The sequence below is a fragment of the Azospirillum picis genome, assembly GCF_017876115.1.
In the GTDB taxonomy this organism is placed as follows: Bacteria; Pseudomonadota; Alphaproteobacteria; order Azospirillales; family Azospirillaceae; genus Azospirillum; species Azospirillum picis.
Genome location: NZ_JAGINO010000032.1, coordinates 12,959 through 38,070 on the forward strand (window position 1 = coordinate 12,959; position 25,112 = coordinate 38,070).

The following is a 25,112-nucleotide window of genomic DNA, read 5'->3' on the forward strand; positions in this document are numbered from 1 at the left end:
ATGCGCGTTTCGCATGCCCGGCTGGCCCAGCCTCCACAGCGCTTCTGTTTCAAACCTGTCATGCCGTCGACCGTCAATCCTGCACTGACTGGGGGATGAGCTGGGGTGCCATGCGGTGTAGCGGCGGCGTCCGCTTCACGCTTTTCTCGTCCGGGCTTTTCCGTTAAGCCTGTCGCAGCAAAGCAAGGAGCGTTGAGCGATGGCTGAAGGTACCGTTGATTATTACGCTATGGTCGAAGAGGCATGGCAGCTCAGCGATGCCGCGCGTGACTATGTGAAGAACGCCGGCCGCGAGGTCGACAACGCCGAGCTGTGGGACAAGGTGTTCGCCCCGTCGCCGCTGATCGACCATGAGCGCACCCGCGCCGAAGGCGGCCAGCCGATGGCCAAGATCTTCTTCAAGAACCCCTACGGCCTGCAGTACCGCGCCGACCACAAGGACTGGATCCCCTTCCGCCACGGCGCTCTCGATCCGGCCTACCTCCAGGTCATCTGACCAAGAGGGCGTTTGGGCCCGGTGCCATGACGCCCCGGGCGCCGGGGCGTTGTCGGGGGCTTCATCCTACCCGCCGGTGGTGATCCAGGCGGGGTCGAAGGCGTCCCGGCGTACCCCGGCGAGGGTGACGAACTGGTCTGGCGTGAAGACGATGACCGCCTCGCCGGCGGCGTTGGCGGCAAGGCTGTAGGCGAGCCCGGGGGCAAGCGCGATGCGGTCGCCCTCGGCGGCTTGGAAGTCGGTGACGAGGTCCTGGCCGGCGGGGCCGGCGAAGGCGAACAGGTCGGCGCCCGCCCCGCCGGTTGCCGTGTCGTTGCCGAGGTCGCCCGACAGCCGGTCGTTGCCGAGGTCGCCGAACAGGCGGTCGTCGCCCTGGCCGCCGTACAGCGTGTCCTCGTCGCGACCGCCATAGAGCGTGTCCGACCCCGCATTGCCGACCAGACGGTCGCGCCCGGCCCCGCCGGCCAACGTGTCGCTGCCGATGTCGCCCATCACCCAGTCGTCGCCCTCGTCGCCGCTCAGGAAATCCTCGTCGCGGCCGCCGTAGAGCCGGTCGTCGCCGCGACCACCATGCAGCGCGTCCGAACCGGCGTTCCCGTAGAGGCTGTCGTTCCCGGCATTGCCGTACAGCCGGTCGAAGCCGTTGCCGCCGGACAGGCCGTCGTCGCCGTCGCGTCCGCTCAGCGTGTCGGCGCCGGCATCCCCCCACAGGCGGTTGGCCGCCCCGCTGCCCAGCATCAGGTCGTCCTGGTCGCCGCCCACGGCGCTGACGAGGCCGGGCAGCGCCAGGCTGGCGCCCAGGCTGCTGCTGGCCGAACCCGCGGCAAGGTCGACGCTGATGCCGGTGGGCGCCTTGCCGCCGCGGCCGGTGCGCACGGTCTCGCTGCGCATGGCGGCCGGCGGATGCATGGCGGCTGGGGCGGTCGCCGTCGTGCCGGTAGGGTCGGGCAGGGTCGAGGTGGTCGACACCATTGTGGAGGAGCTGCCGCTGCCCAGCTCGAAGTCGAGGGCGCTCAGCGTGTAGGTTCCGGCCAACCCCTGCAGCTCGATGGCGAGATCGGTCGACAGCCCGTCGCTGACCGTCGCCTGGACCAGGATGGCGGCGCCTTCGCTTTGCCACCGCACCTGGCCGGCGGCGGTGAAGGCGCTCTGGCCGATGAAGGTGAAGCCCTGCTTGCCCGACGCCGTGGTCGAGGCGTCGATCTCCGACAGGTCGATGAGGTCGTTCTGGCTGTGGGCGCCGGGGCCGCGGAAATCGACCAGCCCAAGATCGGGCAGGATCGTCGCCTGCGTGCTGTAGACCGAGTAGAACAGCACCGCCCGGCTGGTGCCGCTGGCGTCATAGACCTCCTGCAGCCGGCCGCGGAAGTCGGTGATGACGTCGCGCGCTGCCGGGGGGGAGTCGGCGACGGCGGCGAAGGCGAAGCGGTCGGCGCCGGCGCCGCCGGTGAGCGTGTCGCTGCCGGCCCCCCCCAGCAGCGTGTCGTTGCCGGCCCCGCCGTCGAGCCGGTCGTCGTTGGCCGTCGGCGTCGCCACCGGGGTGATCCCGGCGTTGGTGGCGTCGCTGCGGCTGCCATAATAGTCGCCATAGAGCCGGTCGCTGCCCTGGCCGCCATAGAGAGTGTCCTGGCCCTTCTCGCCGAACAGCACGTCGTCGCCCATCCCGCCGTCGAGCAGGTCGTCGCCCTCGCCGGCGGTGAGGCGGTCGTCGCCGAGCTGGCCCAGCAGGATGTCCGCCCCGGCCACGCCGATCGGGTCGCCGCTCAGCGTGTCGTCACCATCGCCGCCGGCCAGGAGATCGTTGCCAACCCCGCCCAGCAGCCAGTCGGCCCCGCCCAGCCCAGCCACGGCATCGTCGCCCGCCCCGCCGGTCAGCGTCTCGGCGGCGGCGGAGCCGGCCAGCGCCTGGTTGGCACCCGAGCCGTAGCTCCAGGTGTCGCGGATGAGGGCGCGGTCGAGCGGGGTGATGTCGAGGATGCGTCCCATCGGCAGGCTGGCGGCGAAGACCCCGTCCAAGGGGGCGGCACCCGTGGGGTAGGTGTAGAGCAGGCCCGGCTGCAGCGGCAGGGCGCCGCCATAGGCGGCGACCGCATTGGCGCCGGTGAAGCTCAGCCGGTCATTGGCGGTGTTGACGAGGCCGTCGAAGGCGCTGATCGCCGGACCGGTGGCGGCGGCAGTCGCGGGTGCACGCGCACCCTCGACGCCGAGCGCGGTGCCGATCGCGGCGACGAAGACGGAAAAGGCGTCGTACTGCGTGTCCGGCACGGTGACGGAGCTGGCCGGGTTGCCGGGGCCGGGGGTGGGGTTGTACCACAGGGGGGCCGCCGGGTTGATCGACAGCAGCAGGTCCGGCGCCTCGGCGTTGGGGTCGGTGCCGGTGCGCCATTCATAGGCCACGCCGGACTGGGTGACGTCGTAGGTGCCGGCGGCAAGGCCGATGCCGGCGGCAATATCGGCCGCCGCCACCGTCTTGCGCCCCACCGTCACCGCCGTGCTGGAGCGGCCGAGCGCCAGGGAGCCGGCGGTGGTCAGGCCGTTGTCGACCGCCACCTCGATGCGGGCGCTGGTGGGGATCAGCCTGACCCAATAGTCCAGGGCCGCCTTGATGCTGGCGGCCTGGGCGTCGCTGGCCCCGGTGACGGTTGCGGTGATGGCCATCGCTTGGGCACTCCCTGCTGCCGGAGCGGCCGAACGGGCCGCCATGCCGATCGCTCCTCATAAAAGCAGAGGTCTCAAGGATCGGTAAAAAGCACGTCCTCTTCCCGCAGCGGGTGAGCGGCGGTGCGGCGGAACCGGTTTGCTCACCCCTTGCGGCTGGTCCGGCAGGCCAGGAGGCGTGGACTTCGCCGGAGCGGCATGCCAGAACGGCGTGGCAGGGCTGGTTGGCCGCAGTCCCCGCAGCGGCAGCCCCTTTCCCTTCGCGCAGGATGCTCTTTCCATGACGCTCGCCATCCTCTTCTGGTTCTACAAGGACTTCGGCGTCTGCGAGAACCGGCTGTCGGGATTGCGCGCCCGCAACCCCGGCGTGCCGATCTACGGCCTCTACGGCGGGGAGGCGGCGCAGGCGCCTGAGGCGGAGCGACGGCTGGGTCGCTGGTTCGATGACTTCTACGCCTTTGTCGAGCCGCGCGGCGCGCAGTGGAAATGGCAGCATGGCGACCAATTGATCGCAGCGTGGCATCGTGACCGGGGCGCCACGCTTGCCTGGGACAGCTTGGTGATCGTGCAGTGGGACATGCTGCTGCTTGCCCCCCTGCGGCAGCTGTTTGCCGCCGTGAAGCCGGGCGAGGCCTTGTTTTCCGGCCTGCGCCCGGAGCGGGAGGTGGCGGACTGGTGGGGCTGGTTGAACGGCATCGACCCGGACAAGCGCGCCGACCGGGATGCGTTCCGCGCCTATCTCGCGGAGCGGCACGGCTACCGGGGGGAGCTGCTGTGCTGCCTGTTCATCGTCGTCTGCCTGCCGCGGCGCTTCCTGGACCTCTATGTTGCCGAGGGGCCGCCCGAGGTGGGGTTCCTCGAGTACAAGCTGCCGACCCTGGCGCGGGTCTACGGCATTCCCTTTTGTGAAAACCACCCCTATCGCCCCTGGTGGGCGAGCGATCCGGCAACCCGCCAGGCTCCGGCGCGCGAGCGGCTGCTCAACGCGGTCGGTGAGGACGTCAGCTTCGACACGGTGTTGGCGGAGATGGCGCGACCGGAGGGGGGGCGGATCATCCATCCCTATCGCAAGCCCTTTCCCAACCGGCTTCCCCCCGGGCGGCCGGCAGGGGTGCTGGCGCTGATGCGGCGGCTGGGCGGCCGGGCCTCCTGACCACCGGCGCGGCGCCGTGCCGCGTGGCCGGAGGGGAAGGCTCCCTCCGGCCGTCTCTCTTGCCTTCCGCTGAGCGTCCGAAGGCTTTTCATGGTGCGGGTGCTCCTGGAGGATCAGAAGCGCGCACCGTCAGCTGTGGGGCGCTTCGCGTTGCAGCTTCGCGAGCATCTCTTCCGCGTGGCGGATCTGGTCCTCGTCCGCAGCGGTGGCCGAGGCCCGCGCCCGCTCCAGCCAGCCTCGTGCCGCGGCAAAGTCAGGGGACCCCAGCCGGCCGCGCATGCTCAGGAGGGCGAGGTTCAAGCAGGCGTGAACATGACCGGCAGCGGCGGCCTTTTCGAACCAGAAAGCGGCCTGCTGGTCGTTGCGCACCACCCCCAGCCCGCGCGAATAAAGCAGGGCAAGCGAGAACTGCGCCGGGGTGAAGCCCTGGTCGGCGGCCTTGCGGTACCATTCGGAGGCTTCGAAGGCATCCTTCTCCACCCCCTGCCCAACCTCGTACAGCCATCCCAGCCGCCATTGCGCCAAAGGAAAGCGCCCGGACTTTTCCGCTTTCCGGTACATCTCGGCGGCCTTGTGCAGGTCGGCGGGAACGCCCTGGCCGCGGAAATACACTGTGGCCAGATTGAGCTGGGCGGCGGCATGGCCGCCGGCGGCAGCCTTTTGCAGCCAAGGGACGGCTTCGGTGATGTTTGCCGGGACATCGTTGCCGCTGGCCAACAGGGCGCCCAGTTCGCCGGCCGCATCGACATCGCCCAGGTCAGCCGCGGTGCGCAGATGGTCGACAGCCGCCCTCACATCGCGGGGAAGCAACTGCCCCTCCAGCAGGGCGCGCGCCAGCACCACGTGCGCCTTGGTGCATTGGGCCTGGGCGGAGGTGCGCAGCAGCGCAAGGCCGCGCTCGACATCCTTGTCCACCCCTTGGCCGAACAGATAGCGCTGGGCCATGTCGAACTGTGCCAAGGCGTGACCGGCCTGTGCGGCACGCTCCAGCCATTTCACCCCTTCCGCCTCATCGCGCTCGACATTCACACCGGCCGGGAACAGCAGGTCACGGTTGCCGGGAGTGCCGGCATCCTCTCGGACGGCTGGAGTGGCGTAAAGCCGCATCGGGTCGGTGAAATCACGCACCCGGCCGAGGCCATTGGCGTAAATCTGCCCCAGCATGAGCTGGGCGTCGAGGTGCCCCAGTTCGGCAGCCCGGCGGACCCACGCCACGGCTTCCGGCATGTTGCGGACCACGCCGCGGCCCTGGGCATAGCACTGGCCAAGCTGGAACAGCGCGTCGGGCTGCCGCCGTCCGGCGAGGATGCGCAGGAGGCGGGCCCCCTCCGACGGCTGTCCGGCGGCAAACGCCGCCTCGGCTTCCCGGCGCAGCCTGGCGCTGCTGCGCAGGCGGCGGAGCAGCGCCGACAAGGGGCCTCGCTCCGTCTTCGGCCAGTGTTGAAGTGCCTTGCGCTGCCCTTGCAATGTCGCCAGAGCGGGCTTGTTGATGGTCTTGTTCATGATCGACCGAGTGGCGAGCCGTTACGGCTCGCGCATGCTCTCGTTGATGCTGCCCAGCAGGGGCTTGAGGAAATAGGCGATGATGGTGCGGCTGCCGATCTTGACGTCGGCGGTCAGCGGCAGGCCCGGCAGCAGCCGGAAGCCTTCCGGTACGTTGCGCAGGTTGACCGCGGTCAGATCGATGTGGGCCCGGTAGAACAGCCCGGTCGACGGGTTGGTGGCGTTGCTGGAGTCGGCCTTGGCCAAGGCGCCGATGCGGTCGTTGCGGCTGAAGGAGTCGTCGCTGATGGTCCGGACCACGCCTTCGGCGGCGCCATGCTCGAGGAAATTGTAGGTGTCGAACTTGACCGCGACCGGATCGCCCTGGCGGATGAACCCGATCTCGCGGCCGTCGATCTGCACCACCGCCTCCAGGGGGGCATTGATCGGCACCAGGGTGAACAGCGGCTCGGCCGAGGTGGCGACCGAACCGACCGAGCGGTTGGCCACCTCCAGCACCACGGCGTCCACCGGGGCGGTCAGCGTCACCAGGTCCTGGCGTTTGCGCGCCTTGGCCATCTGCTCGGCCAGCACGTCGCGTTCGCTGCGTTGCTGGATGAGATCCTGGGAGATGGTGTTCTTCCACTGGGTGACGAAGGCCTCGCGCTGGGCCTTGAGGTCGTCGAGCTCGTGCACGCTCTGCTGCTCGGTCGCCTCGGCCGCGGCCAGGTTGCGCTCGACGTCGAGCCGGTTGGTCGTGGCGGCCAGGGCGTTCAGCTTGCTGCCGACCTGGGCGGCCAGCAGCTGGTTGCGAATGCCCTCGATCTCCTTCCACTGCTGACGCTGCGCCGTCAGGTTGGTGATGGTGATCTTGCTGCTGGCGATCGTGGAGTTGGCGCGGGCGATGCGCTCGTCGTAGCTCGCCACCTGGGCCTGGAACTGCGCCTGACGGTTGCGCCACAAGGTGAGCTGCCCCAGCGCCACCTCGCTCGGCAGATCCTTGGGCGGCTTGTAGGTCTCGCCCGACAGTTCGGCCTCCAGCCGCGAAATCCCGGCTTCCGCCGTCTGCAGGCGCACGCTGATCTGGCCGATGTCCGACTGGGCGAAGGTCGGATCCATGGTGGCCAGCACCTGTCCGGCCTTGACGATGTCGCCGGCGCGCACCGTGATGCTCTTCAGGATCGCGGTGTCGAAGGGTTGCAGCACGATCGGCGTTTCGGTCGAGACCAGCCGGCCGGTGGCCGAGACCACGCGGTCGATCCGCGCCAGCGAGGCCCAGGTGATCGCGGCGACGATCATCGCGGTCACCGCATAGAGCGTGATCCGCGTCAGCATCGGTTCGGGCTGGTTTTCGATCTCGGCGGTGTCCGACTGGAAGTCGGTGATGGCGCGGTCGATCTCGGCCTCGTCCTGCCGGGTCGGGGTGAGGGGGGCGAGGCTCATGACGCCAGCTCCAGATGCCGGTTCTGCTTGTACCACAGGTGACGGTAGACGTCGCACCGCCCGAGCAGCTCGCTGTGGCGGCCGACGTCGGCGACCTGGCCGCGGTCGAGCACCAGGATCGAATCACAGGCGACCAGCGACGACAGGCGGTGGGAAATGATGATCAGGGTGCGGCCCTTGGCGATGTTCTGCATGTTGGCCTGGATGATCGCTTCGCTCTCGGCGTCGAGCGCGCTGGTCGCCTCGTCCATGATCAGGATCGGCGGGTTGATCAACAGGGCACGCGCGATGGCGATGCGCTGACGCTGGCCGCCCGACAGGTTGGCGGAGCCTTCCTCGATCATGGTGTCGAAGCCGCGCGGCAGCCGCTCGATGAACTCGTCGGCCCCGGCCAGCCGGGCGGCCTCCATCACCTCCTCCAGCGGGGCGCCCGGCTTGGCGGCGGCGATGTTCTCGCGGATGGTGCCGCGGAACAGGAAGTTGTCCTGCAGCACGACGCCGATGTTGGTGCGCAGGTGATCGAGGTCGATCTCGCGCAGGTCATGGCCGTCGAGCTTGACCAGCCCGTCCTGCGGCCGGTGCAGGGCCTGCAGCAGGCGGGTGACGGTGGTCTTGCCCGAGCCGCTGCGACCCATGATGCCGAACATGTGGCCCTGCTGGATGGTGAAGGACACCCGGTCGAGCGCCGGCGAGGAGGCGCCGGGATAGGTGAAGCGGACGGAGGAGAACTCGATCTCCCCCTGGATCGGCGCGCGCATGCCGCGGCCGCTGCGGCCCTCCTCGACCTCGTGGTTCATGATCTGGCCCAGCATGCGCAGCGACAGCGACACCTCCTGGAACTGCTGGATCATCTGCGAGAGCTGGATCAGCGGTCCGGTGACGCGCCCGGCGATGATGCGGAAGGCGATCAGCGCGCCGACCAGCATCGAACCGTCGAAGATCATGTAGGCGCCGAGTCCCATGACCGCGACCTGGGTGATCTTGTCGATCGGCTGGATCAAGGACTGGGCGACCAGGGCGAAGCTGCCGAGCCGGAAGCGGTTGTCGATGGCGCGTGCCAGCTTCTGGTCCCAGACCTGACGCTGGCGGGCGTCCAGCGACAGCGACTTGATGGTGCGCATGCCCTGGATGGTTTCCACCAGATAGCCCTGGAGGCTGGCCTCGCTGGCATAGACGTCGTTCATGCGGCGCTTCATCGCCGGCAGGAAGGCGATCATCATGATGCACAGCAACAGCGTCGACGCCATGACGATGATCGCCAGCGGCACGCTGTACAGGAACATCATCGGGATGAAGACGATCAGCCCGACGCAGTCCAGCGCCACCGAGAACACCTGGCCGGTCAGGAACTGGCGGATGCGCTCGGTCTGCTGCATGTTCTTCGTCACCACGCCGGTCGAGGCGTGCTCGAAGAAGTCGATCGGCAGGCTGACCAGCTTGGCGAAGGTGCGCATGCTGACCTGGGCGTCGATCTTGTTCGACGCGTACAGCATCAGATAGCGGCGCATGTAGGAGAACAGCGTCTCGAACAGGATCGCCAGCATCATGCCGACGATCAGCACATGGAGGGTGTCGATGCTGCGATGGACCAGCACGCGGTCGATGACGATCTGCATGAAGACCGGCATCGCCATGGTCAGCACGCTGAGCAGGATCGCCGCCACGCCGACGTCGCGGAAGAGACGCTTTTGCTGGCGGATCATCGGGAAGAACCAGGCAAAGCCGAAGGGCGGCTCCTCCTCGGTCGCCGCACCGTCCTGCTTCAGCAGCAGAACCTCGCCGGTCCACGCCTCGGTGAAGCGCGCCTCGTCGATCGGCAGGGCGGCGGCGTCGGCGGCGAGCGGGTCGTGCATCAGCACCACCGGCACGCCGTTCACCACGTTGGCGCCGACGACCAGGACCGAATTGCCGTTGCGCAGCCGGGCGATGACCGGGAAGGCCTGGTCGAGCTTGCCGAAATGCCGCCAGCCCATGCGCACGGCGCGCGCCTTCAACCCGATATGGGCGGCGGCGCGCAGCAGCAGCTTGGTGGAGGGTTCGCGATCGTCCAGCACGAGATCGTGCTGGATGCGTTCGACCGAGGTGTCGATGCCGCGCAGACGGGCTGCTTCCACGAGGCATTTCAAGGCGCTGTTCGGCCCGGAGACGGGCATCGGCGGGACGCTCCCCAAACTGGTGCTGGATGGTCGGTATAGGCGACTTGAGGTTAATAACTGGCAAATTAAAACATTGTAATGCGCCCTTTTTCAGACATTTTCCGCGGATTCGCGCGACGTGCCGAAGCGATGGCAAGACAGGGCGAAGTTGCCAGGATCACGCTTGGCAGTTGCTTGCCCTGTCCCTTACATAGAGTCCCCTTCGACATCACGGTGACGCTCTGGCCATGAAGATCCTGGTGATTGAGGATGATCCCAAAGCCACGGCCCTGGTGGTCAAGGGGCTGCGCGAGCATGGCCATGACGCCGACCATGTCGACGACGGGGCGGCGGGGTTGAAGAGGGCGCAGAGCGGCCAGTATGACGTGCTGATCGTCGACCGCCGGCTGCCGTCCCATGACGGCATGGTGATCGTGCGGGCGCTGCGGGCGACCGGCAACGACACGCCGGTGCTGATCCTCAGCGCCCTCGGCAGCCTGGAGGACCGGCTCTACGGCCTGCGCAACGGCGGCGACGATTACCTGACCAAACCCTGTTCGCTGGGGGAACTGATCGCCCGGGTGGAGATCCTGGGCCGGCGGCGCTCCCCGCCGGCGGAGGAGACCCGGCTGAAGGTGGGCGACCTGGAGATGGATTTGCTGGCGCGCAAGGTGAGGCGGGCCGGCCGCAGCATCGAGCTGCACCCGCGCGAGTTCAAGCTGCTGGAGTATCTGGCGCGCAACGCCGGCAATGTGGTGACGCGGACCATGCTGCTGGAAAATGTCTGGGAGTTCCATTTCGACCCCCAGACCAACGTGATCGAGGTGCACATCGCGCGCTTGCGCCAGAAGATCGACAAGGACTTCCCCGCACCGCTGATCCACACGGTCCGGGGATCGGGGTATTGTCTGCGTGCTTGAGCGCTTGCGTGTGCGCACCGTCGCGGTGCGGGTGGCCCTGGTGTGCCTGGGACTGTTCGGGCTGTCGGCGCTGACGGTGTCGGCGGTGATCGACCGGGTGACCGACAGCTTCCTCAATCGTCAGGCCGAAGAGACCATCGGTGCCGAACTCGACGGGCTGCTCGTCCACCTCCGGCAAGGGGGGATGGACAAGCTGGTCCAGGTGCTGCGCGATCGCACGCGGGTGCCGCGCTCGCCCGACCTGTTCGTGCTGACCAATGCCCGGGGCGTGCCGGTCGCCGGCAACCTGCCGGGGCTGCCGGAGGGCGTCGGTGCCGATGGCTGGCTGGCCTTCCGCACCGCGGAAGGGGAGGCGGGCGGGCGGGCGCCGGCGGTGGGGGTCGTGCGCACCCTGGCGGACGGGCACCGGCTGCTGGTCGGAACGGAGCTCGGCCAGTGGCAGGGCTTCCGCACCCAGATCGTCCGGGCGCTGTTCTGGAGCTTCACCGTCCTTCTGGCGATCTCGGCGTTCGGTGGCTGGCTGGTGAGCCGGCATGTCACCCGCCGGCTGGAGGTGATCAACCGCATCACGCGCACCATCATCGACGGCCATCTGCACGCCCGCATCCCGCGCTCGCCCAACGGCGACGAGCTCGACCGGCTGGCGGCCAACCTCAACGACATGCTGGAGCAGATCGAGGGGTTGATGGCGGGCTTGCGCGATCTCAGCGAGGACATCGCCCACGACCTGCGCACGCCGCTCAACCGGTTGCGTGGCCAACTTGAACTGGCGCTCAGCGAGGCCCGCGAGGAGGGGCCGGTGCGCGACCTGGTCCAGGAGGCGATCGTCGAGGCCGACCGGCTGCTCGAGATGTTCGGGGCGCTGCTCAGCATCGCCAAGGCGCAAGCCGGCTACCAGCAGATGCCGCTGAGCGCCGTGGCGCTGCCGCCGGTGCTGAGGCGGGTGGTGGAGCTGTATGAGCCGGTCGCCGAGGAGAAGCACATCACCTTGACCCTGCGCATTGCGGTGTCGGCGGTGGTGCGCGGGCATGAGCAGCTGCTGGCCCAGGCCCTGGCCAATCTCGTGGACAATGCCGTCAAATACACGCCCGACGGCGGGCGCATCGACGTCGTCGTGGCATCGGGGCAGGAGCCCGGCAGCACCGACGTGACCGTCGCCGACAGCGGCATCGGCATTCCCAGCCAAGAGCATGAGCGCGTGCTCGGCCGCTTCATCCGGCTCGACTGGAGCCGCAGCACGCCGGGCAACGGGCTGGGGCTTGCCCTGGTGGACGCCGTGGTCCGGCTTCACGGCGCCCGCTTGGCGATGGAGGACAACCAACCTGGCCTTCGGGTCCGGTTGTCGTTTCCGGATGCCGGCAGCCAGGGTTTTGAGGCGGCGGTGGAGCGGAGTGCTGGCGGATAGAGAGGGCACCCAAATGGGCATTTGGGCTCATGGGATTTTGGGTGCTTGCTACGGTTGAGAGTCTTCTGTCCGCCCCTCGGGCTCCGGATTTGCCTGAGGCGTCTTGCGCATGACGGCGGGCTTGGCGCAACCGGCGCACCGCAGCAGCAGCTGCGTTGTGGCGGCCTCACGATCCGGATAAGCTCTGCCGCGCTTTTCGCGCGGGCAATCGGGCGAGGCACGCTGAGGGCGGCGTGACGGACAGGAGACAGGAGCGGATGGCAACCCCCACCAGCAGCGGACAGGTCTCCGGCATCACCGCCGCGTCCCAGGCTCATATCAATGCGCTGCTGGGGGACAGCAAATGGGGCGGTCCGGTGGGGACCGGCCTGACGCTGACCTACAGCTTTCCCGGTTATGGCGCCAGCTGGTCCACCGACCCTCTCGGCAGCGGCGGCTACGGCCCGGCGTCCGGCAGCGGCGAGCCGTGGGGCAACCGGCTGACCCCCCTCAACGCGGTGCAGCAGAGCGCCTTTGCCCAAGCGCTGCAGAGCTGGGCGGCGGTCGCCAACATCACCTTCACGCAGGTGGCCGACACCGCCGGCCAGGTGGGCGACATCCGGGTGGCCTTCAGCACCGCCGTGCCACCAAGCAACTCGGGCTATGCCTATTACCCGTACAACCAGGGCGGGGCGGGCGGTGACATCTGGTTGAATCCCAACACCTCGGCCAGCCAGTCGCCGCAGCCTGGCAATTTCGGCTATATGGTGCTGGTGCACGAGATCGGCCATGCGCTGGGCTTGAAGCACTCGTTCGAGGAAGGGGTGACGCTGCCCGCCAGCACGGACAACAACCAATATACGGTGATGTCCTACACCGACCCGCCGTCCGCCAGCATCTCCCCGGCCGGGCCGATGCTCTACGACATCGCCGCCATCCAATACCTCTATGGCGCCAACACGGCCTATCGGGCCGGCGACGACAGCTATCGCTTCAGTGCTTCATCGGAGGAGTTGCGGACGATCTGGGATGCCGGCGGCACCGACAGCGTCGATGCCTCCAACCAGGTGCTGGGAGTGACGATCAACCTGAATGCCGGCAGCTTCAGCTCAATCGGCATCAAGACCAACGGCGGGGCGGCCCGCCAGAACATCGCCATCGCCTACGGGGCAGTGATCGAGAATGCGCTGGGGGGCACCGGCAGCGACGTCCTCCTCGGCAATGCCGAGGCCAACGCGTTGGATGGTGGGGCTGGCAACGACACGCTTTCCGGTGCCGCCGGGCAAGATGTCGTGCATGGCGGGGCCAACGAGGATCTGCTCTTCGGCAACCAGGGCGAGGACAGGCTGTTCGGCGACGATGGCAGCGACCTGCTGTTCGGCGGCCTCGACGCCGATACGCTGGAGGGGGGCGACGGCAGCGACCGGCTGAACGGCGACAACGGCGGCGACCTGCTCTCCGGCAACCGCGGGGCCGACGTGCTGTTCGGCAATGCCGGCAGCGACACGCTGTTCGGCGGTGGCGACGACGACCGCCTTTATGGCGGTCGTGATGGTGACCTGCTGTTCGGCGATCGGGGCGCCGATACCCTGGCCGGCAATCTGGGGGCCGACACGCTGAGCGGCGGCGGTGGCGCCGACCTGTTCCGCTTTGACGGCGGCGATGGGGCCGACACCGTGCTGGATTTCGATGCCGGTACCGGCGACCGGCTGGCTGGGGTGAGCGGGCGCGGCTTTGCCCTGCGGGACGCCGGCAGCAGCGGCATGGTGATCGATTTCCTGAATGGCGACAGCATCACGGTGGTCGGCCACACAGTTGGCGAATTTTCCACCAGTTGGTTGGTGGCTGTTTAGGCCATTTAGCTGCGGCCTCCGCAGTGAGGCCGCGGTCGCGGAGCATCGCCGAACATTGGTTTCCATAATATAAATTCTGTGTAATTTTCTTGTAGGCGCGGTAGGTTCTATTCTGAAGTGCAACTTTCTTGTAATCACAGGGCTTTGCGGGTCGTGAGCGCTGATGGGTGGACATTATTCGCAGATCGAGTTTGCCGAGCACCGCCCCTGCATTCACGATATGAATGCGTTTCCGCGTGGCGCCTCATCTTAGGGTTGGCATCGCCGTCATTTCGCTGAACGCCGCTCCTCCAGGCGCTGCCCGTCAGATGGCGTCAGGCGTCCGGGCCCAAGCCGTCGACCAGCCCGAGAAGGGACGCCTTGACCGCAGCCTGGATGCGGGTGGCCACGCCCAGCTTGCGGATGGCGTTGTCGATGTGGAAATTCGCCGTCCGCTCGCTCACCCCCATCAGCACCGCCATGTCCGCCGAGGATTTGCCGCGGGCCGACCAAGTCAGCGCCTCGCGTTCGCGCTCGGTCAGCTGGACGTCCGGTCGCACGGGAGCGCGGCTGCGGGTGATGCGGTTGCGGATGACCTCGACCAGCAGCTCGAAGTCGATGGGCTTGACGATGTACTCGTCGCAGCCGAGCCGGCGGGCGGCCAGCTGGTTCTCCCGCTGGCCGTAGGCGGTCAGCAGCACGAACGGGATGGCGCGCATCCCCTGCCCGAGCTCGGGGATGCTCTGCAGCACCTCCAGGCCGCTGACGTCCGGCAGGTCGATGTCGCACAGGATCAGGTCGGGGCGATCCCGCTTCAGGGCCTCCAGACCGGCAAGCCCGTCCGCCGCCGCCGTCACCGTGAAGCCGGCCTCCTCCAACTCCTCCACCAGCAGCCCGCGGGTGTCGGGGTCGTCCTCGATGCACAGGATGCGCTTGGGCTTGTTCGCCATGGCTCACGAGGGGGTGGATGGGGAGCGGAGCGGCAGGCGGATGGTGGCCGTGGTGCCCTGCCCCACCCGGCTGTCGAGCGACACCGTACCGCCATGGGCGGCGATGACGCACGAAACCAGATGCAGGCCGATGCCGGCTCCCGGCACGTTCCGGCTGTTGGCGCCGCGGAAATAGGGGGTGAAGACCTGGGGCAGGTCGGGCGGCGCGATGCCGCTGCCGCGGTCGGTGATCCGCACCACGGCCTCCCCCTCCTCACATGCCCCGCTCACCGTGATCGGCGAGGCAGCGGGGGCGTATTTGATCGCGTTGCCGATCAGGTTCTCGAACGCCTGGGTCAACAGCAGCGGGTCGGCGTCGAGGTGCCCCGGCAGCCGGTCGAGGTCGCACGAGATCACGGTGCCGCCCTCGCTCGCGGCCTGGGCCAGGCCATCCAGCAAGGTGCGCAAGTCGACAGGCCGGAGGGTGGGAGCCATCTGCTCCGTCCCCATCGCGCTCATGGTCAGAACCGAGGCGATGACGCCGTCGATCCGCGCCGCCGCGGTGCGGATCGTCTGCGCCCGCCTTTGCACCTCGTCGGCGGACAGTGCGGGACCGCGCTTGATCAGGCGGTAGGCGTGGCCGTCCATCACCGTCAGTGGCGTTCGGACCTCGTGCGACAGCATGCGGATGAACCGGCGCTGCCGATCGGTCTGCTCACGCTGCCGGTCGAGCATGGCCTGGAGGCCGGCCTCGATGGCAAGGCGGTAGCGCACCAGCAGCGCCATCATGCAGAGCGTGAAGGCGGCGATCAGCCGGTTGGCGACGAACACCAGACTGATGCGGTCGTCGGGCGGCTGGATGAAGGAGCCCAGCGCCGTCAGCACGATGGCGCACGCGGTGTAGGCCATCGTGCGCCGCCCGCCCTCCAGAATGCTCAGCACGATCGGGATGGTGTAGGCGAAGCACACCGAGACATTGTCCGCCGGGGTCACGGCATCGAACAGGAACACCGCCCCGATTGCCGTCATGTTGATGGCGGCGATCAAGGGGCGGAGGTTGGGGACGGCACCAAGCATGGTTTCGGACGACCCACCCGCGGCGTTCAGGGAAAGGGCGCCATCATAAGGGAGCTGGAGTGACGTCCGCGACGGCCATTGGAGCGGAGGGAACCGGTTCTGCGGCCGGCGTGGCCGCCCGGTATGCCCCGACCCCCTCGCCGAGGAAGCCGTTGTTGGCTTCCCGCTGGCGCGCGCCGGCCTCGTCGTAAAGGAAGGGCAGGAAGGCATAGCGCCGGCCGGCGGTGACCGGTGCCGCCTCGTGCAGCAGCGAGCAGGAGAAGACCACCGCCCCGCCGGTCGGCGGCCGGTAGCGGCGCGGCCCGAATTCGGGAAAGCACAACTCCCCGCCTTCGAACTCCTCGGCATTCAGGTTGATCGACACGGCGAAGCGGCGGTGGGCGGTGCCCTTGGTGGTGTTGTCGCGATGGGCGCGGAAATGGCCCCCTTCGGCCGCGTCGTAGCAGGCGACGATGTAGCGCTCCATGCGGGTGACGCGGAACTGGAAGGCCTTGCGGATCTCCGGCAGCACCCGCCGCTCAATGCGCGTGCGCGCGGCGTCGCGGATCGCCGGGTCGGCGATGGTATGGTCGGAGCGCCGCTTGTGGCGATGGTCGAAGACGGGCACCGTCCTGCCGTCGACCTCGCGCATGAAGCCGGATTCGCCGCCGCCGTGGGTCTCATAGAGGCCGATCAGCATCCGGCAGAAATCGGGCTCGAACACCCGCGGCAGGATCAGCACCGGCGCCGGGAGGTCCGTTCCGGCATGCAGCGACAGATCCGGCAGGCCGGCCACCATGTCCAGCAGGGCGTCGGTCTGGTCGAGCCCCGCCGTGGCCATCACCCGCAGCAGCGGGTCGAGCAGCAGCCAGTGCGGCCGATAGACCAGGGCGTCGCCGCTGCCGCTGCGCCGGATGACCGCCGCGCCATAGAGGCGGGCGACCGCCAGGTCATGATCCCGGAAGGCGCGCAGGCCGGGGTAGCTTGCCGCCAGCCGCTCGCGGTCCTGCGGGTCGGAGGACACCGTGAAGACCGCGGCCGTCACATCGTCGAACAGGTGCCGTCGCGCCCTGAGCGCCGCCAGGGCGCGCGCGGCCGGCTCGGCGGCGGCGGAGCCGAGGAACCCCAGCAGGATGTAACGCCCGCCCAGCGTGTCGGCGTGGAAGCGGGGGTTGGTGGCAGTTTCGGCGACGAACCAGGGGGCCGGATCGCCGGGGCGCAGGAAGCCCGGCGCAGACAGGGAGAGCATGGGAGCGGGAACTCGCAGGGCGCGGCCGCATAGGGCCAGTTCGCGCGAGTGTGCGGCGTTGTCCGTCCTTTGCCCACCTGTCAACCTTCACAGGGGGGAGCGGCGAGCGCCGGGCGACGGGTGCCGATGAGGGCGGCAAGCTCAATGCGCAGGCGCCCGACCACCGGCTCCCACTGGCCGAGCTGCGGTTGGCGGAACAGCCGGTGCGTCGGGTACCAGGGGCTGTCCGCGCGGCCGCGCATCCAGCGCCAGTCGGGATCGGCCGACAGCAGCACCCAGGCCGGCCTGCCCAGCGCGCCGGCGAGATGGACGATCGCGGTGTCGACGGCGATCACCAGGTCGAGGCCGGCGATCACCGCCGCGGTGTCGGCGAAGTCGCCCACGCTCCCACCATGCCGCACCACCGCCGCGCCGCCCGCCACCCGGTCGAGGGCGGCTTCGGCGGCCCCCACCTGCAGGCTGTGAAACCGCACCCCCGGCAGCGCCAGCAGCGGCGAGAGCGCTGCCAGCGGACAGGATCTGTGGCGGTCGTCCGGATCCTCCGGCCGGCCGGCCCAGACCAGGCCGACCTGCAGGCGGCCATCGGGGGAGAAACCGGTGGAGGGGGGCGATGCCGTCGCCGGGGCCGCCAGGTAGGGAAGCGTGGCCGGAATGTTGCCGGCCGTGGTGCCGAGCAGGCGCGGCAGGCTCATCAACGGCGCGTGGGCGGCGTAGGCCGGGATGCGCTCGCCCTCCGACAGCACCTGCGCACAACCCGCAAGCCCGGTCATGAGCCGGCGCAGCACGCCGGGCACCGCCAGCACGACCCGTGCGCCGCGGGCGGCGGCGAGCGGGACATAGCGGGCGAATTGGAGGCTGTCGCCGAAACCCTGCTCGGCATGGACCAGCAGCGTCCCGCCGGCCAGCGGGCGTCCATCCCAGAAGCGGTCCCAGTGCGTGACCCAGGGGGTGGGACCCTTCAGGCGCCATCGCGCCTCGTAAAGCCTGAATCCCTCCTTGATGGCACCGGCGGCCAGCAGCGCCATGGCGAGGTTGTAGGCGGCGCGGGGGTCCTGGGGGGCGAGCGCATGGGCGGTGCGGAACTGGACCAGCGCCTCGTCCGGCCGGCCGGCCTTCATCAGGGCGACGCCGAGGTCGCCGTGCGCGGCGCGGTGTCCCGCCGCTGCGGCGGCAGCCAGCAGCCGGACGGCCGTGGCGTCGTCCCGGCTGAGATGGTGCAGGACGCCCAGGCGGTGCAGGGCTCCGGCATGGCCGGGGGCCTCACTCAGCACGGCACGGCAGCCCGCCGCCGCCGCGTCCAGACGGCCGGCGTGGTAATGGGCATCGATTTCGGCCAGCCGGCGGTCCATCGGTCTATCGGGCAGGCGGTCGGGCGGGGACGGCATGGTCACGGCCTCAGCGGATGTCGATGCGGCGCTCCATCTCCACCACCGGCTTGCCGGCGCGCACCAGGCGGAACACGCCGCGGTAGCTGCCCGGCGCCCAGCCCTCGGCCGGCCGCTTGACCCCGCTGAAGCCGAACCAGGAGACGTTGGAGGCGGCCAGCCGGTTCATCCGCTCGGACAGCACCGTGCCCTTGGGCGAGACGATGCGGAACCAGGTCTCGTCGCCGGCCAGGGTGCCGAGCACGTCGACCCAGTAGATCAGGGTGTCGGCGTCCCGGCCCAGCGTGTCGGCGCGGTTGTCGCCCTTGCGGGTCTTCTCGGGATCGGGCGGAGCGGCAGCGAAGCCGGCGCCGAGCCCGCCGCTTTCATGGTAGGCGAGGGCCTCGGCGGCCTTGGCGCTCCACAGCGGGGAGCGGGCGGTGTGGCAGTCGGCCGCGGGGCTGCCGGCGGCGCCGATGAAGGGGTCGATGACGGTCGAGCCGCGCCGCACCTCGAAATGCACGTGCGGGAACATGGTCAGGCCGGACAGGCCGACCAGCCCGAGGGTCTGGCCGGCCTCCACCCGGTCGCCGGGTTTGACCGCGACGCTGCCGCGGCGCAGGTGGGCGTAGATCGTCTGCCAGCCGTCGCCATGGTCGAGGATGACGGTGTTGCCGCCGCCGCGGTTGCGCAGGCTGGCCGGGTCGGCCTCGCGCATGTCGATGTCGTCCATCTCGTCGCGGGTCGCCCGCACCACCCCGGCGGCGGCGGCGCGCACCGCCACCCCCTGGCGCATCGCCGGATGGTCGGGAAGCCGGATGTCGGTGCCGGTGTGGCCGTCATAGCTCAGCCGGCCGCAGGTGTAGTCGCGGCGGTCGGGGCTGGGATCATGGTCGACGTAGTTCTGCACGAAGCAGCGCTCGCCCATCCGGCAGTCGATCGGCAACTCCAGCACCGGCGCGTCGGCCAAGGCCGGGGCGGCCAAGGCCACGGCGGCTGGGAGGGCGAGGATCGCTCCCCAGATGGCGGCCAGGGCGGCGGAGCGAAGCCGGCGGGGCGGGGCGGATGAAACCATTGGGGGAACTCCAGCCGGACCATGGACCAGGCCATGGTCGGATGCGAGGGACGGAAGGCGGCGGATGGGGCGTGGAAGTGGCTTGGCCTGGAACAGGGGGTGGCGCTACTCCTCGGGCCGCCCGTTTTACGGACCCACCCTCAACCGCCTGCACCCCGGTCCCCTCGGGACCAGGGTCATGGGGTGGCGAGGATACTGCCCGCAGCCCTCCCGGAATGCAACGCCATGCCCGACCGCCGCCCTGCCCTGTCCGTCTGCATCGTCACCCACGAGGTCGCCGGGCTTGCCGGCAGCGGCGGCATCGGCTGCTGCTGGCCGGCCACGCCCTGGCGGTGATGCCGGTGGCGCCACCACCGACCTGTCCCCTGCTCCTGCTCCATGCCCGGCGGCGGCCCGGCTGGCCCCGCTGCTGGCGCCGGGCATGCCGGCTGACGGGAGGGAGGAGATGGTCGGCGATCTGCTGCGGCTGGCGCTCGGGCTGGAGGCCCGGCTGGCGCGCGGTGCCGCGGCGGCATCCAGGCTGGGGGCCGACCGCGATGCGGCGCTCAAGTCCCTGGACGTCCTGCGGGACGAGCGGGACCGGCTGGCGGCGGCACTGGAGGAGACGGTCGCCGGCGAGGCCGCCGGGCGCTGGACGGCGCGCCTGGACGGCCTGCTCGAGTCCCGCTCCTGGAGCCTGTCGGCGCCGCTGCGCCGGCGCTTCGGCGGGGCGGACGAGACCCGCCTTGCCGCCCTGCCGGCGGCACGGGCGGTGGAGGCGGTGCTGGCCTCGGCCTGGTGGGACATGGCGGCACCGGTGCGGCTGCTGGCCCGGCTGCTGGCCCGCCGGCGCCGCTGAGGTTCTCCCCGCGCCGCTCAGCCGGCCCGCAAGCCCAGTTCGGACAGCATCCGGTCGATGCGGATGTCCCAGGTCCAGGCCTCCTGCATGCGGCGGGCGGCCCCGGCCCCGATAACGGCGGCGGCCGTCCGGTCGCTGTAGACGCGCTCCAGCGCCTCGACGATCTCCTCGGGGTCGGACTCGCCCCAGCCGTCGGTCGCCGCTCCGTCCGGCCCCTCCTCCACCCTGCCCTGGCGGCGCAGCGGATGGCAGGGCAGGTCGGCGATCAGGTCCTGGTGTCCGGTGTTGTCCGACAGGATGGTCGGTACGCCGCAGGCCATCGCCTCCATGGCGACCAGGTTGGTGCCGCCCTCGCAGCGGTTGGGGAACAGCGCGACGTCGGCCTGGCGCAGCAGCCGGCCCATCGCCGCGTTGGGCACCGGCGGCGCCACCTGGAAGGAGCCGTCCGGCAGGCCGTTGTCGCGCAACCAGCCGGCGACGTCGACCTGGCCCTTGTCATCGAGCCGCGGGGCGTGCTCGAGGTGGGGCGAGCGCGCCATGGTGCTCGCCAGGGCCGGCCAGGGGCTGAACCAGCCGGCGACCAGCAGGGCGTTGGGATGGCGCTGGTGGAAGCGGCGGAAGGCGGCGACCGCGATGTCCTGCCCCTTGCGGAACTCCAGCTTGCCGCCGGAATAGATGATGAAACGGTCGCGGGCGTGGGTGCGCGGTGGCCCGGCGTGGAAGATCGCGGGGTCGATGCCTTGCGGGCAGACCGTCACTTGGGTGAGGCCGGCACCGCGCAGCACCTCGGCGGTCCAGCTCGCCCCGGCGGCGATGGCGGCGAAGCGGCGGCCGCGCGCGATCGCCGAGGCATCAAGCCGGGTGTCCTCCAGGAAGACGATGGCCAAATCCGGAACACCGCTCAGCGTGAAGGCCCCCGCCGGCTGGATCAGCCCGTTGCCCAGCCCGTGCAGCATTGGGAAGGTGCCTTGCACCGGGCTGGCCGGGTCGGGCCGGGCGGCCATGGCGGTGGCGATGGCGGTGGCGTTGGTCTCCAGCCGCTCCAGCAGCGCCGGCTCGATGCTTTTGCGGTCGAGCGACCCCAGGCCGTAAAAGGGCATCGGGTCGAGGTCGCCCGCCGCCAGCATCCGGCGGGCGACATGCAGGCCAAGGATCCCCCAGCCCGAATAGCTGCCGATCTGCCAGACGAGTCCGACCTTGCGGGCGCCGCCGCCGAGGTCGATTTTTCTTTGGGTCATCAGGTAAAAAGCCGCTTTGTATGGCTGTGATGGAACGCTGGACCGGCCCTGCGCCCTGTCGACTGGTTTCAGGTCTTGCCGGCGAGTGGGCGTTTTGGCCACCGTTTGGCCGCCGCGGGACCTCGAACAGCTTGGCCTTCATGCCAAAATCCTGCTTCGATGGCAATCCGCTTCCCTGAAGGGGAGCTGGCTGTGCGCACCGTCTTGACAGACGGGGGCCACACGCTAAACGTCGCCCCTCCTGCCCTTCATGCCGTCGGGACCTTCCGCATCATGCGCATCTTGATCACGATCCCGCATTATTGTGGGCCACCGAAACCGGAGGCGGAGACCCGCTACGGCTCGACGCACGGCGATCGCCTGGACCGCATCCAGGCGCTGCGCGAGGCGATCATCGCCTGCCGACGCCATTTCGGCTCCCAAGGAATGATGTCCAGCCGCGGCACCGAACGCATCGTCCGTCGCTCGAATGTTGGTTCCGTGACCAGCATCGATGTGGTGGTGGTCACGACCGGCGGGCATCATCTGCTCGACCAACTGGACCTGCCGCAGGGGTTCTACGAACACCGGCCGATCGATATCGAGCCGATGATGCTCGGCTTTGCCTGTCATGGGCTGCTGGCCGAGCGGCTGGGGCGCTACGATGTCTATGGGTATATCGAAGACGACCTCGTCATCGCCGACGCGAACTTCTTCGATAAGTTGGCCATGTTCAACGCGCAGCATGGCCAGACTTGCGTGCTGCTGCCCAATCGCTATGAAACGGCATTGATGTCGGGGTTCCAGAAACTTTACATCGATCGGGCCGAGTTGGAGTATCTGCCGCGGGGCAGCGTCGCTGCGCAAGACCGCCGAAACATCCACGGCGAGTTTTTGGGTCGGCCACTGGTGCTGGAACGCCCGTCAAATCCGCATTCCGGCTGCTTCTTTCTGGACGAGCGGCAGATGCGGATCTGGCGGGACAAGCCTTTCTTCCTTGACCACGACACCAGCTTCGTCGGGCCGTTGGAGAGCGCCGCGACCTTGGGGATCATGCGCAGCTTCCGGGTTTACAAGCCGCACATCTCCTGTGCCAGCTTTCTGGAGATTCACCACGTCTGCAACCGCTACTTGGAGAGGCAAGTGCGGACCATGGCTGAGGCGTGAGCGAGCAGAGGAGGATTGCAGAACGACATGGCTGCAGTGCGGGAACAAAAGCCTGCATCGGGACGAATCACCTTGTGCCATTTTCCCTCATCCCTTATCTTATGGAAAGCCACTCAACCACATTTATGCTGCGTCCCACGATGCGGCAGCCGGTTCCATAAAAGGCCAATGGGGCAACCCATTGGCCTTTCTTTTTGCTGAGGATTTCGCGTTCAGGATTGCTGTCCGGAACCCTGCCAAAATGTCGCCGGAGCCAAGCTTGAGCAGCAGGGGTGCTTCCCTTACGATCCGCCGGCCCATCGCAAGACCGGCTCGCACTCTCCTATGGCGGCTTCACGAATGATCAAGGTTTTCATCGGTTACGACCCACGCGAGGCGGTGGCCTTCAGCGTGCTGGAGCACAGCATCACTGTGCGGGCGTCGCGCCCGGTCAGCATCACCCCGCTGATGCTGTCACAGCTGGGGGCCTTGATGTGGCGGGAGCGGCATCCGCTGCAATCCACGGATTTCTCCTTCTCCCGCTTCCTGGTGCCGCATCTGTGCGGGTACCAGGGCTGGGCGATCTTCATGGATTGCGACATGCTGGTGCTGGACGACATCGCCAAGCTCTGGGACTTGGCGGACGACCGCTATGCCGTACAGGTGGTCAAGCACGACCATGTGCCGCAGGAGGAGCAAAAGTTCCTCGACCAGCCGCAGACGCGCTATGCCAAGAAGAACTGGTCGAGTGTGATGCTGTTCAACAATGCCCGCTGCACCGCTCTGACGCCGGAGTATGTCAACACGGCCTCCGGCATGGAACTGCATCAGTTTCACTGGCTGGGCAGCGATGATCTGATCGGCGCGCTGCCGCACCGCTGGAACCATCTGGTCGACTATGACCAGCCGGCTTCCGCGGGCGAAATCTCCAATCTCCATTACACGATCGGCGGCCCTTATTTCGACAGCTATCGCGATTGCGGTTACGCCGACCAGTGGCTGCAGGAGCGCGAGCACATGCTGTATGCGATGCAGAGATAGCACTGGCCCAAGTGGCGGAGGCCCGCCCGTCAATGGGCGGGCTTCTCGCCTACCACCCGCATGTCACGGGGCTCGCCCAGCTTAAAGCGGGCCGGCTCCCGGCGCAGTGCCTGTAGCCGGGCCTCGTGCATCACTTGGGCCAAGCTGCGTGGAGTTATAGCCTCAGTGATGGCACATCAACGGATCGCGTCATGCCGGGTCGCCGTAGAGCACCCACATGGTGCGCTGCGCCTCCGGCCCGCTTCCGGCGGTGCCGTCAGGGTCCTTCAGGAATTCCTGCCAAGCGGTGGCCAGATTCCGGCATTCCAGGATCATCGTGCCGCCGGGCTTCAGCACCCTTACCCATTCGCGCAGCACATCCACCACCTCCCAGCGCCAGAAATGCTCGACGACATGGACCGCCAGGATCTCATTGGCGCTGTCGTCGGTGAAGGGGGCCAGCCTGCGCAGATCACACAGGTGATCGGGCGTCGCGCCGTTGCGGCTGGGGGCTACGTCAACGTTGATGTCGCCCGGCAGGAGCTTGTCGCCGCAGCCGAGATTGAGGCGCAAGGCAGCCGGGGCGGGAATGGTGGTCATGAGGGGGCATCCATTGTGAAGGAAGCGTTCACCGACTTTGCGAGCCCAGGATGTTGCCCAGCACCGCTTCCCAGACGGTGGCGACGGCATCCGGCGTGAAATGGTTGCGGATCAATGCTTGACCGAGGGCGATGCGCGTTTGCATCTCCTCGGGCTGGGCAAGCGCCCGGGCGACACCCTCGGCCATCGCCTCGCACAGCAGCGCACTGCCGGCAAGGAATCGATAGCTCGGCAATGGGAAGGCCACCGGCAGCCGCCCGGCCCACAGTGCCGTCGCCACGCGGTTGGAGGATTTGACCCATGTGCCGTCGGTGGGAGCGCTGGGGATCACCACCAGATCACAGGCGTGCAGCGCCTTGTCCATGGTCTCGATCGACCAGCGCAGGCACCGGATGGACAGGCCGTCGCGCCCGTCGGGGAAGCGCGCGGTGACGGGTGGGGACAGTCGCGTGACGATGTCCAGGGTGGCTCCCGGAATGCGCTGCCCCACTTCCGCAAGGGCGGCATCGAGCGCGTCGAGATTGCCCGGTTGGCCGAACCACAAAAGCCGAGGCGGCCGATCGGGCGCGGGCGCAAAGGCGGGGGGCCGGGCCTCCCCTTCCACGCAATCGGGCACCACCTCTACCAAACGGTTGCGGGCGGCTCTGATCCGCTCGGCTAGAGCCGGGCTGGCGGCGGTGCAGGCATCGGCAACGTCGAGGAGCCGGGCGTAGGTGCCGCGCAGATGTTCCAGTCCCAGCACGTCATCGCACAGATCGACCACGATCCGTGGTCCATGGCCCTTCACCGCTTGGAGATGGGGGGCGATGTCGGTGAACTGCTTGGCGACGATCACCGCGTCGGCGGCCCCCCATTCGGAGGACGCCAACCTACGATCGAGCGTCTCGGCCCGGACCAGGGCGATGCGGTGCCCTCGGCGGGCGAGCGCTGCGACCGGTTCCAGGCAGCGCAGCCGATGGCTGCCCAGGGCGGAGAACAGCCGGTCGCCCCGCTGCTCCAGGGGCCCCGAAACAATCCAGATCAGCCTCATGAAGCGCAGCCGTGCGAGCCTTGGGTGGTCAAGCTGCTCTTCCATACGCCATAGTGCCGGCCGGTTCCATCAGAGCGTGAGCACC

The 25,112-nt window shown here is 68.8% G+C and carries 20 protein-coding genes; 8 read left to right on the forward strand and 12 right to left on the reverse strand.

Annotation, left to right across the window (positions count from 1 at the left end; translation table 11 throughout):
• Positions 1-199: 199 nt before the first annotated feature.
• Positions 200-496, forward strand: coding sequence for a hypothetical protein (locus tag J2850_RS28665; RefSeq protein ID WP_209990090.1), 297 nt, complete (start codon positions 200-202; stop codon positions 494-496).
• A 66-nt stretch (positions 497-562) separates the two neighbouring features.
• Here the strand turns inward: J2850_RS28665 and J2850_RS28670 are convergent, their stop codons facing one another.
• On the reverse strand, positions 563-3,154 hold the full coding sequence (locus J2850_RS28670) for a calcium-binding protein (protein WP_209990095.1): 2,592 nt from the start codon (positions 3,152-3,154) through the stop codon (positions 563-565).
• Positions 3,155-3,434: 280 nt separating this feature from the next.
• On the opposite strand from J2850_RS28670, the gene J2850_RS28675 reads away from it, so the two are divergent.
• On the forward strand, positions 3,435-4,307 hold the full coding sequence (locus tag J2850_RS28675; RefSeq protein ID WP_209990098.1) for a hypothetical protein: 873 nt from the start codon (positions 3,435-3,437) through the stop codon (positions 4,305-4,307).
• A 129-nt stretch (positions 4,308-4,436) separates the two neighbouring features.
• On the opposite strand, the gene J2850_RS28680 is transcribed toward J2850_RS28675, so the two are convergent.
• From J2850_RS28680 to J2850_RS28690, 3 genes are all read right to left on the reverse strand, one after another.
• Positions 4,437-5,720 carry a tetratricopeptide repeat protein gene (locus J2850_RS28680; protein ID WP_209990101.1) on the reverse strand — a complete coding sequence of 428 codons (1,284 nt, stop codon included), beginning with the start codon at positions 5,718-5,720 and terminating at the stop codon, positions 4,437-4,439.
• Positions 5,721-5,831: 111 nt separating this feature from the next.
• A complete protein-coding gene (locus tag J2850_RS28685) occupies positions 5,832-7,232 on the reverse strand; it encodes an HlyD family type I secretion periplasmic adaptor subunit (protein ID WP_209990104.1) in 1,401 nt (466 codons plus the stop codon).
• Positions 7,229-9,385 (reverse strand): peptidase domain-containing ABC transporter, encoded by a 2,157-nt coding sequence (locus tag J2850_RS28690; protein WP_209990107.1) that lies wholly within the window; start codon positions 9,383-9,385, stop codon positions 7,229-7,231. The genes J2850_RS28685 and J2850_RS28690 overlap by 4 nt, the downstream gene beginning before the upstream one ends.
• Before the next feature lie 230 nt (positions 9,386-9,615).
• Here J2850_RS28690 and J2850_RS28695 point away from each other — a divergent pair, with 230 nt between their 5' ends.
• The 3 genes from J2850_RS28695 to J2850_RS28705 all read left to right on the forward strand — a co-directional run bounded on the left by J2850_RS28695 (position 9,616) and on the right by J2850_RS28705 (position 13,524).
• Entirely contained in the window at positions 9,616-10,287 is a 672-nt protein-coding gene (locus J2850_RS28695; RefSeq protein ID WP_209990110.1) for a response regulator transcription factor, read from the forward strand.
• Positions 10,280-11,692: an ATP-binding protein gene (locus J2850_RS28700; RefSeq protein WP_209990113.1), complete on the forward strand. Its 1,413-nt coding sequence runs from the start codon at positions 10,280-10,282 to the stop codon at positions 11,690-11,692. The genes J2850_RS28695 and J2850_RS28700 overlap by 8 nt, the downstream gene beginning before the upstream one ends.
• Positions 11,693-11,949: 257 nt before the next feature.
• Positions 11,950-13,524 carry a M10 family metallopeptidase gene (locus J2850_RS28705; RefSeq protein ID WP_209990115.1) on the forward strand — a complete coding sequence of 525 codons (1,575 nt, stop codon included), beginning with the start codon at positions 11,950-11,952 and terminating at the stop codon, positions 13,522-13,524.
• 314 nt (positions 13,525-13,838) lie between these two features.
• On the opposite strand, the gene J2850_RS28710 is transcribed toward J2850_RS28705, so the two are convergent.
• The 5 genes from J2850_RS28710 to J2850_RS28730 all read right to left on the reverse strand — a co-directional run bounded on the left by J2850_RS28710 (position 13,839) and on the right by J2850_RS28730 (position 19,176).
• A complete protein-coding gene (locus J2850_RS28710) occupies positions 13,839-14,453 on the reverse strand; it encodes a response regulator transcription factor (RefSeq protein ID WP_209990118.1) in 615 nt (204 codons plus the stop codon).
• 3 nt (positions 14,454-14,456) lie between these two features.
• Positions 14,457-15,509, reverse strand: a complete 1,053-nt coding sequence (locus J2850_RS28715; protein ID WP_209990121.1) for a sensor histidine kinase — start codon at positions 15,507-15,509, stop codon at positions 14,457-14,459.
• A 43-nt stretch (positions 15,510-15,552) separates the two neighbouring features.
• Positions 15,553-16,737 carry a 2OG-Fe(II) oxygenase gene (locus J2850_RS28720; RefSeq protein WP_209990124.1) on the reverse strand — a complete coding sequence of 395 codons (1,185 nt, stop codon included), beginning with the start codon at positions 16,735-16,737 and terminating at the stop codon, positions 15,553-15,555.
• Positions 16,738-16,817: 80 nt separating this feature from the next.
• On the reverse strand, positions 16,818-18,122 hold the full coding sequence (locus J2850_RS28725) for a tetratricopeptide repeat protein (protein ID WP_246513717.1): 1,305 nt from the start codon (positions 18,120-18,122) through the stop codon (positions 16,818-16,820).
• Between the two features lie 10 nt (positions 18,123-18,132).
• Entirely contained in the window at positions 18,133-19,176 is a 1,044-nt protein-coding gene (locus J2850_RS28730) for a M23 family metallopeptidase (protein ID WP_209990127.1), read from the reverse strand.
• Between the two features lie 445 nt (positions 19,177-19,621).
• Here J2850_RS28730 and J2850_RS28735 point away from each other — a divergent pair, with 445 nt between their 5' ends.
• On the forward strand, positions 19,622-20,014 hold the full coding sequence (locus J2850_RS28735; RefSeq protein ID WP_209990130.1) for a hypothetical protein: 393 nt from the start codon (positions 19,622-19,624) through the stop codon (positions 20,012-20,014).
• Between the two features lie 17 nt (positions 20,015-20,031).
• Here the strand turns inward: J2850_RS28735 and J2850_RS28740 are convergent, their stop codons facing one another.
• Positions 20,032-21,252 carry a glycosyltransferase family 4 protein gene (locus J2850_RS28740; RefSeq protein ID WP_209990133.1) on the reverse strand — a complete coding sequence of 407 codons (1,221 nt, stop codon included), beginning with the start codon at positions 21,250-21,252 and terminating at the stop codon, positions 20,032-20,034.
• 273 nt (positions 21,253-21,525) lie between these two features.
• Here J2850_RS28740 and J2850_RS28745 point away from each other — a divergent pair, with 273 nt between their 5' ends.
• Together J2850_RS28745 and J2850_RS28750 are read left to right on the forward strand one after the other, a co-directional pair.
• Positions 21,526-22,398, forward strand: a complete 873-nt coding sequence (locus J2850_RS28745) for a hypothetical protein (protein WP_209990136.1) — start codon at positions 21,526-21,528, stop codon at positions 22,396-22,398.
• Between the two features lie 339 nt (positions 22,399-22,737).
• Positions 22,738-23,418 (forward strand): glycosyltransferase, encoded by a 681-nt coding sequence (locus J2850_RS28750; RefSeq protein WP_209990139.1) that lies wholly within the window; start codon positions 22,738-22,740, stop codon positions 23,416-23,418.
• 189 nt (positions 23,419-23,607) lie between these two features.
• Here J2850_RS28750 and J2850_RS28755 read toward each other — a convergent pair whose 3' ends face one another.
• Both J2850_RS28755 and J2850_RS28760 read right to left on the reverse strand, forming a co-directional pair.
• On the reverse strand, positions 23,608-23,997 hold the full coding sequence (locus J2850_RS28755; protein WP_209990142.1) for a class I SAM-dependent methyltransferase: 390 nt from the start codon (positions 23,995-23,997) through the stop codon (positions 23,608-23,610).
• Between the two features lie 28 nt (positions 23,998-24,025).
• Positions 24,026-25,072 carry a glycosyltransferase family protein gene (locus J2850_RS28760; RefSeq protein WP_209990144.1) on the reverse strand — a complete coding sequence of 349 codons (1,047 nt, stop codon included), beginning with the start codon at positions 25,070-25,072 and terminating at the stop codon, positions 24,026-24,028.
• Between the last annotated feature and the right edge of the window lie 40 nt (positions 25,073-25,112).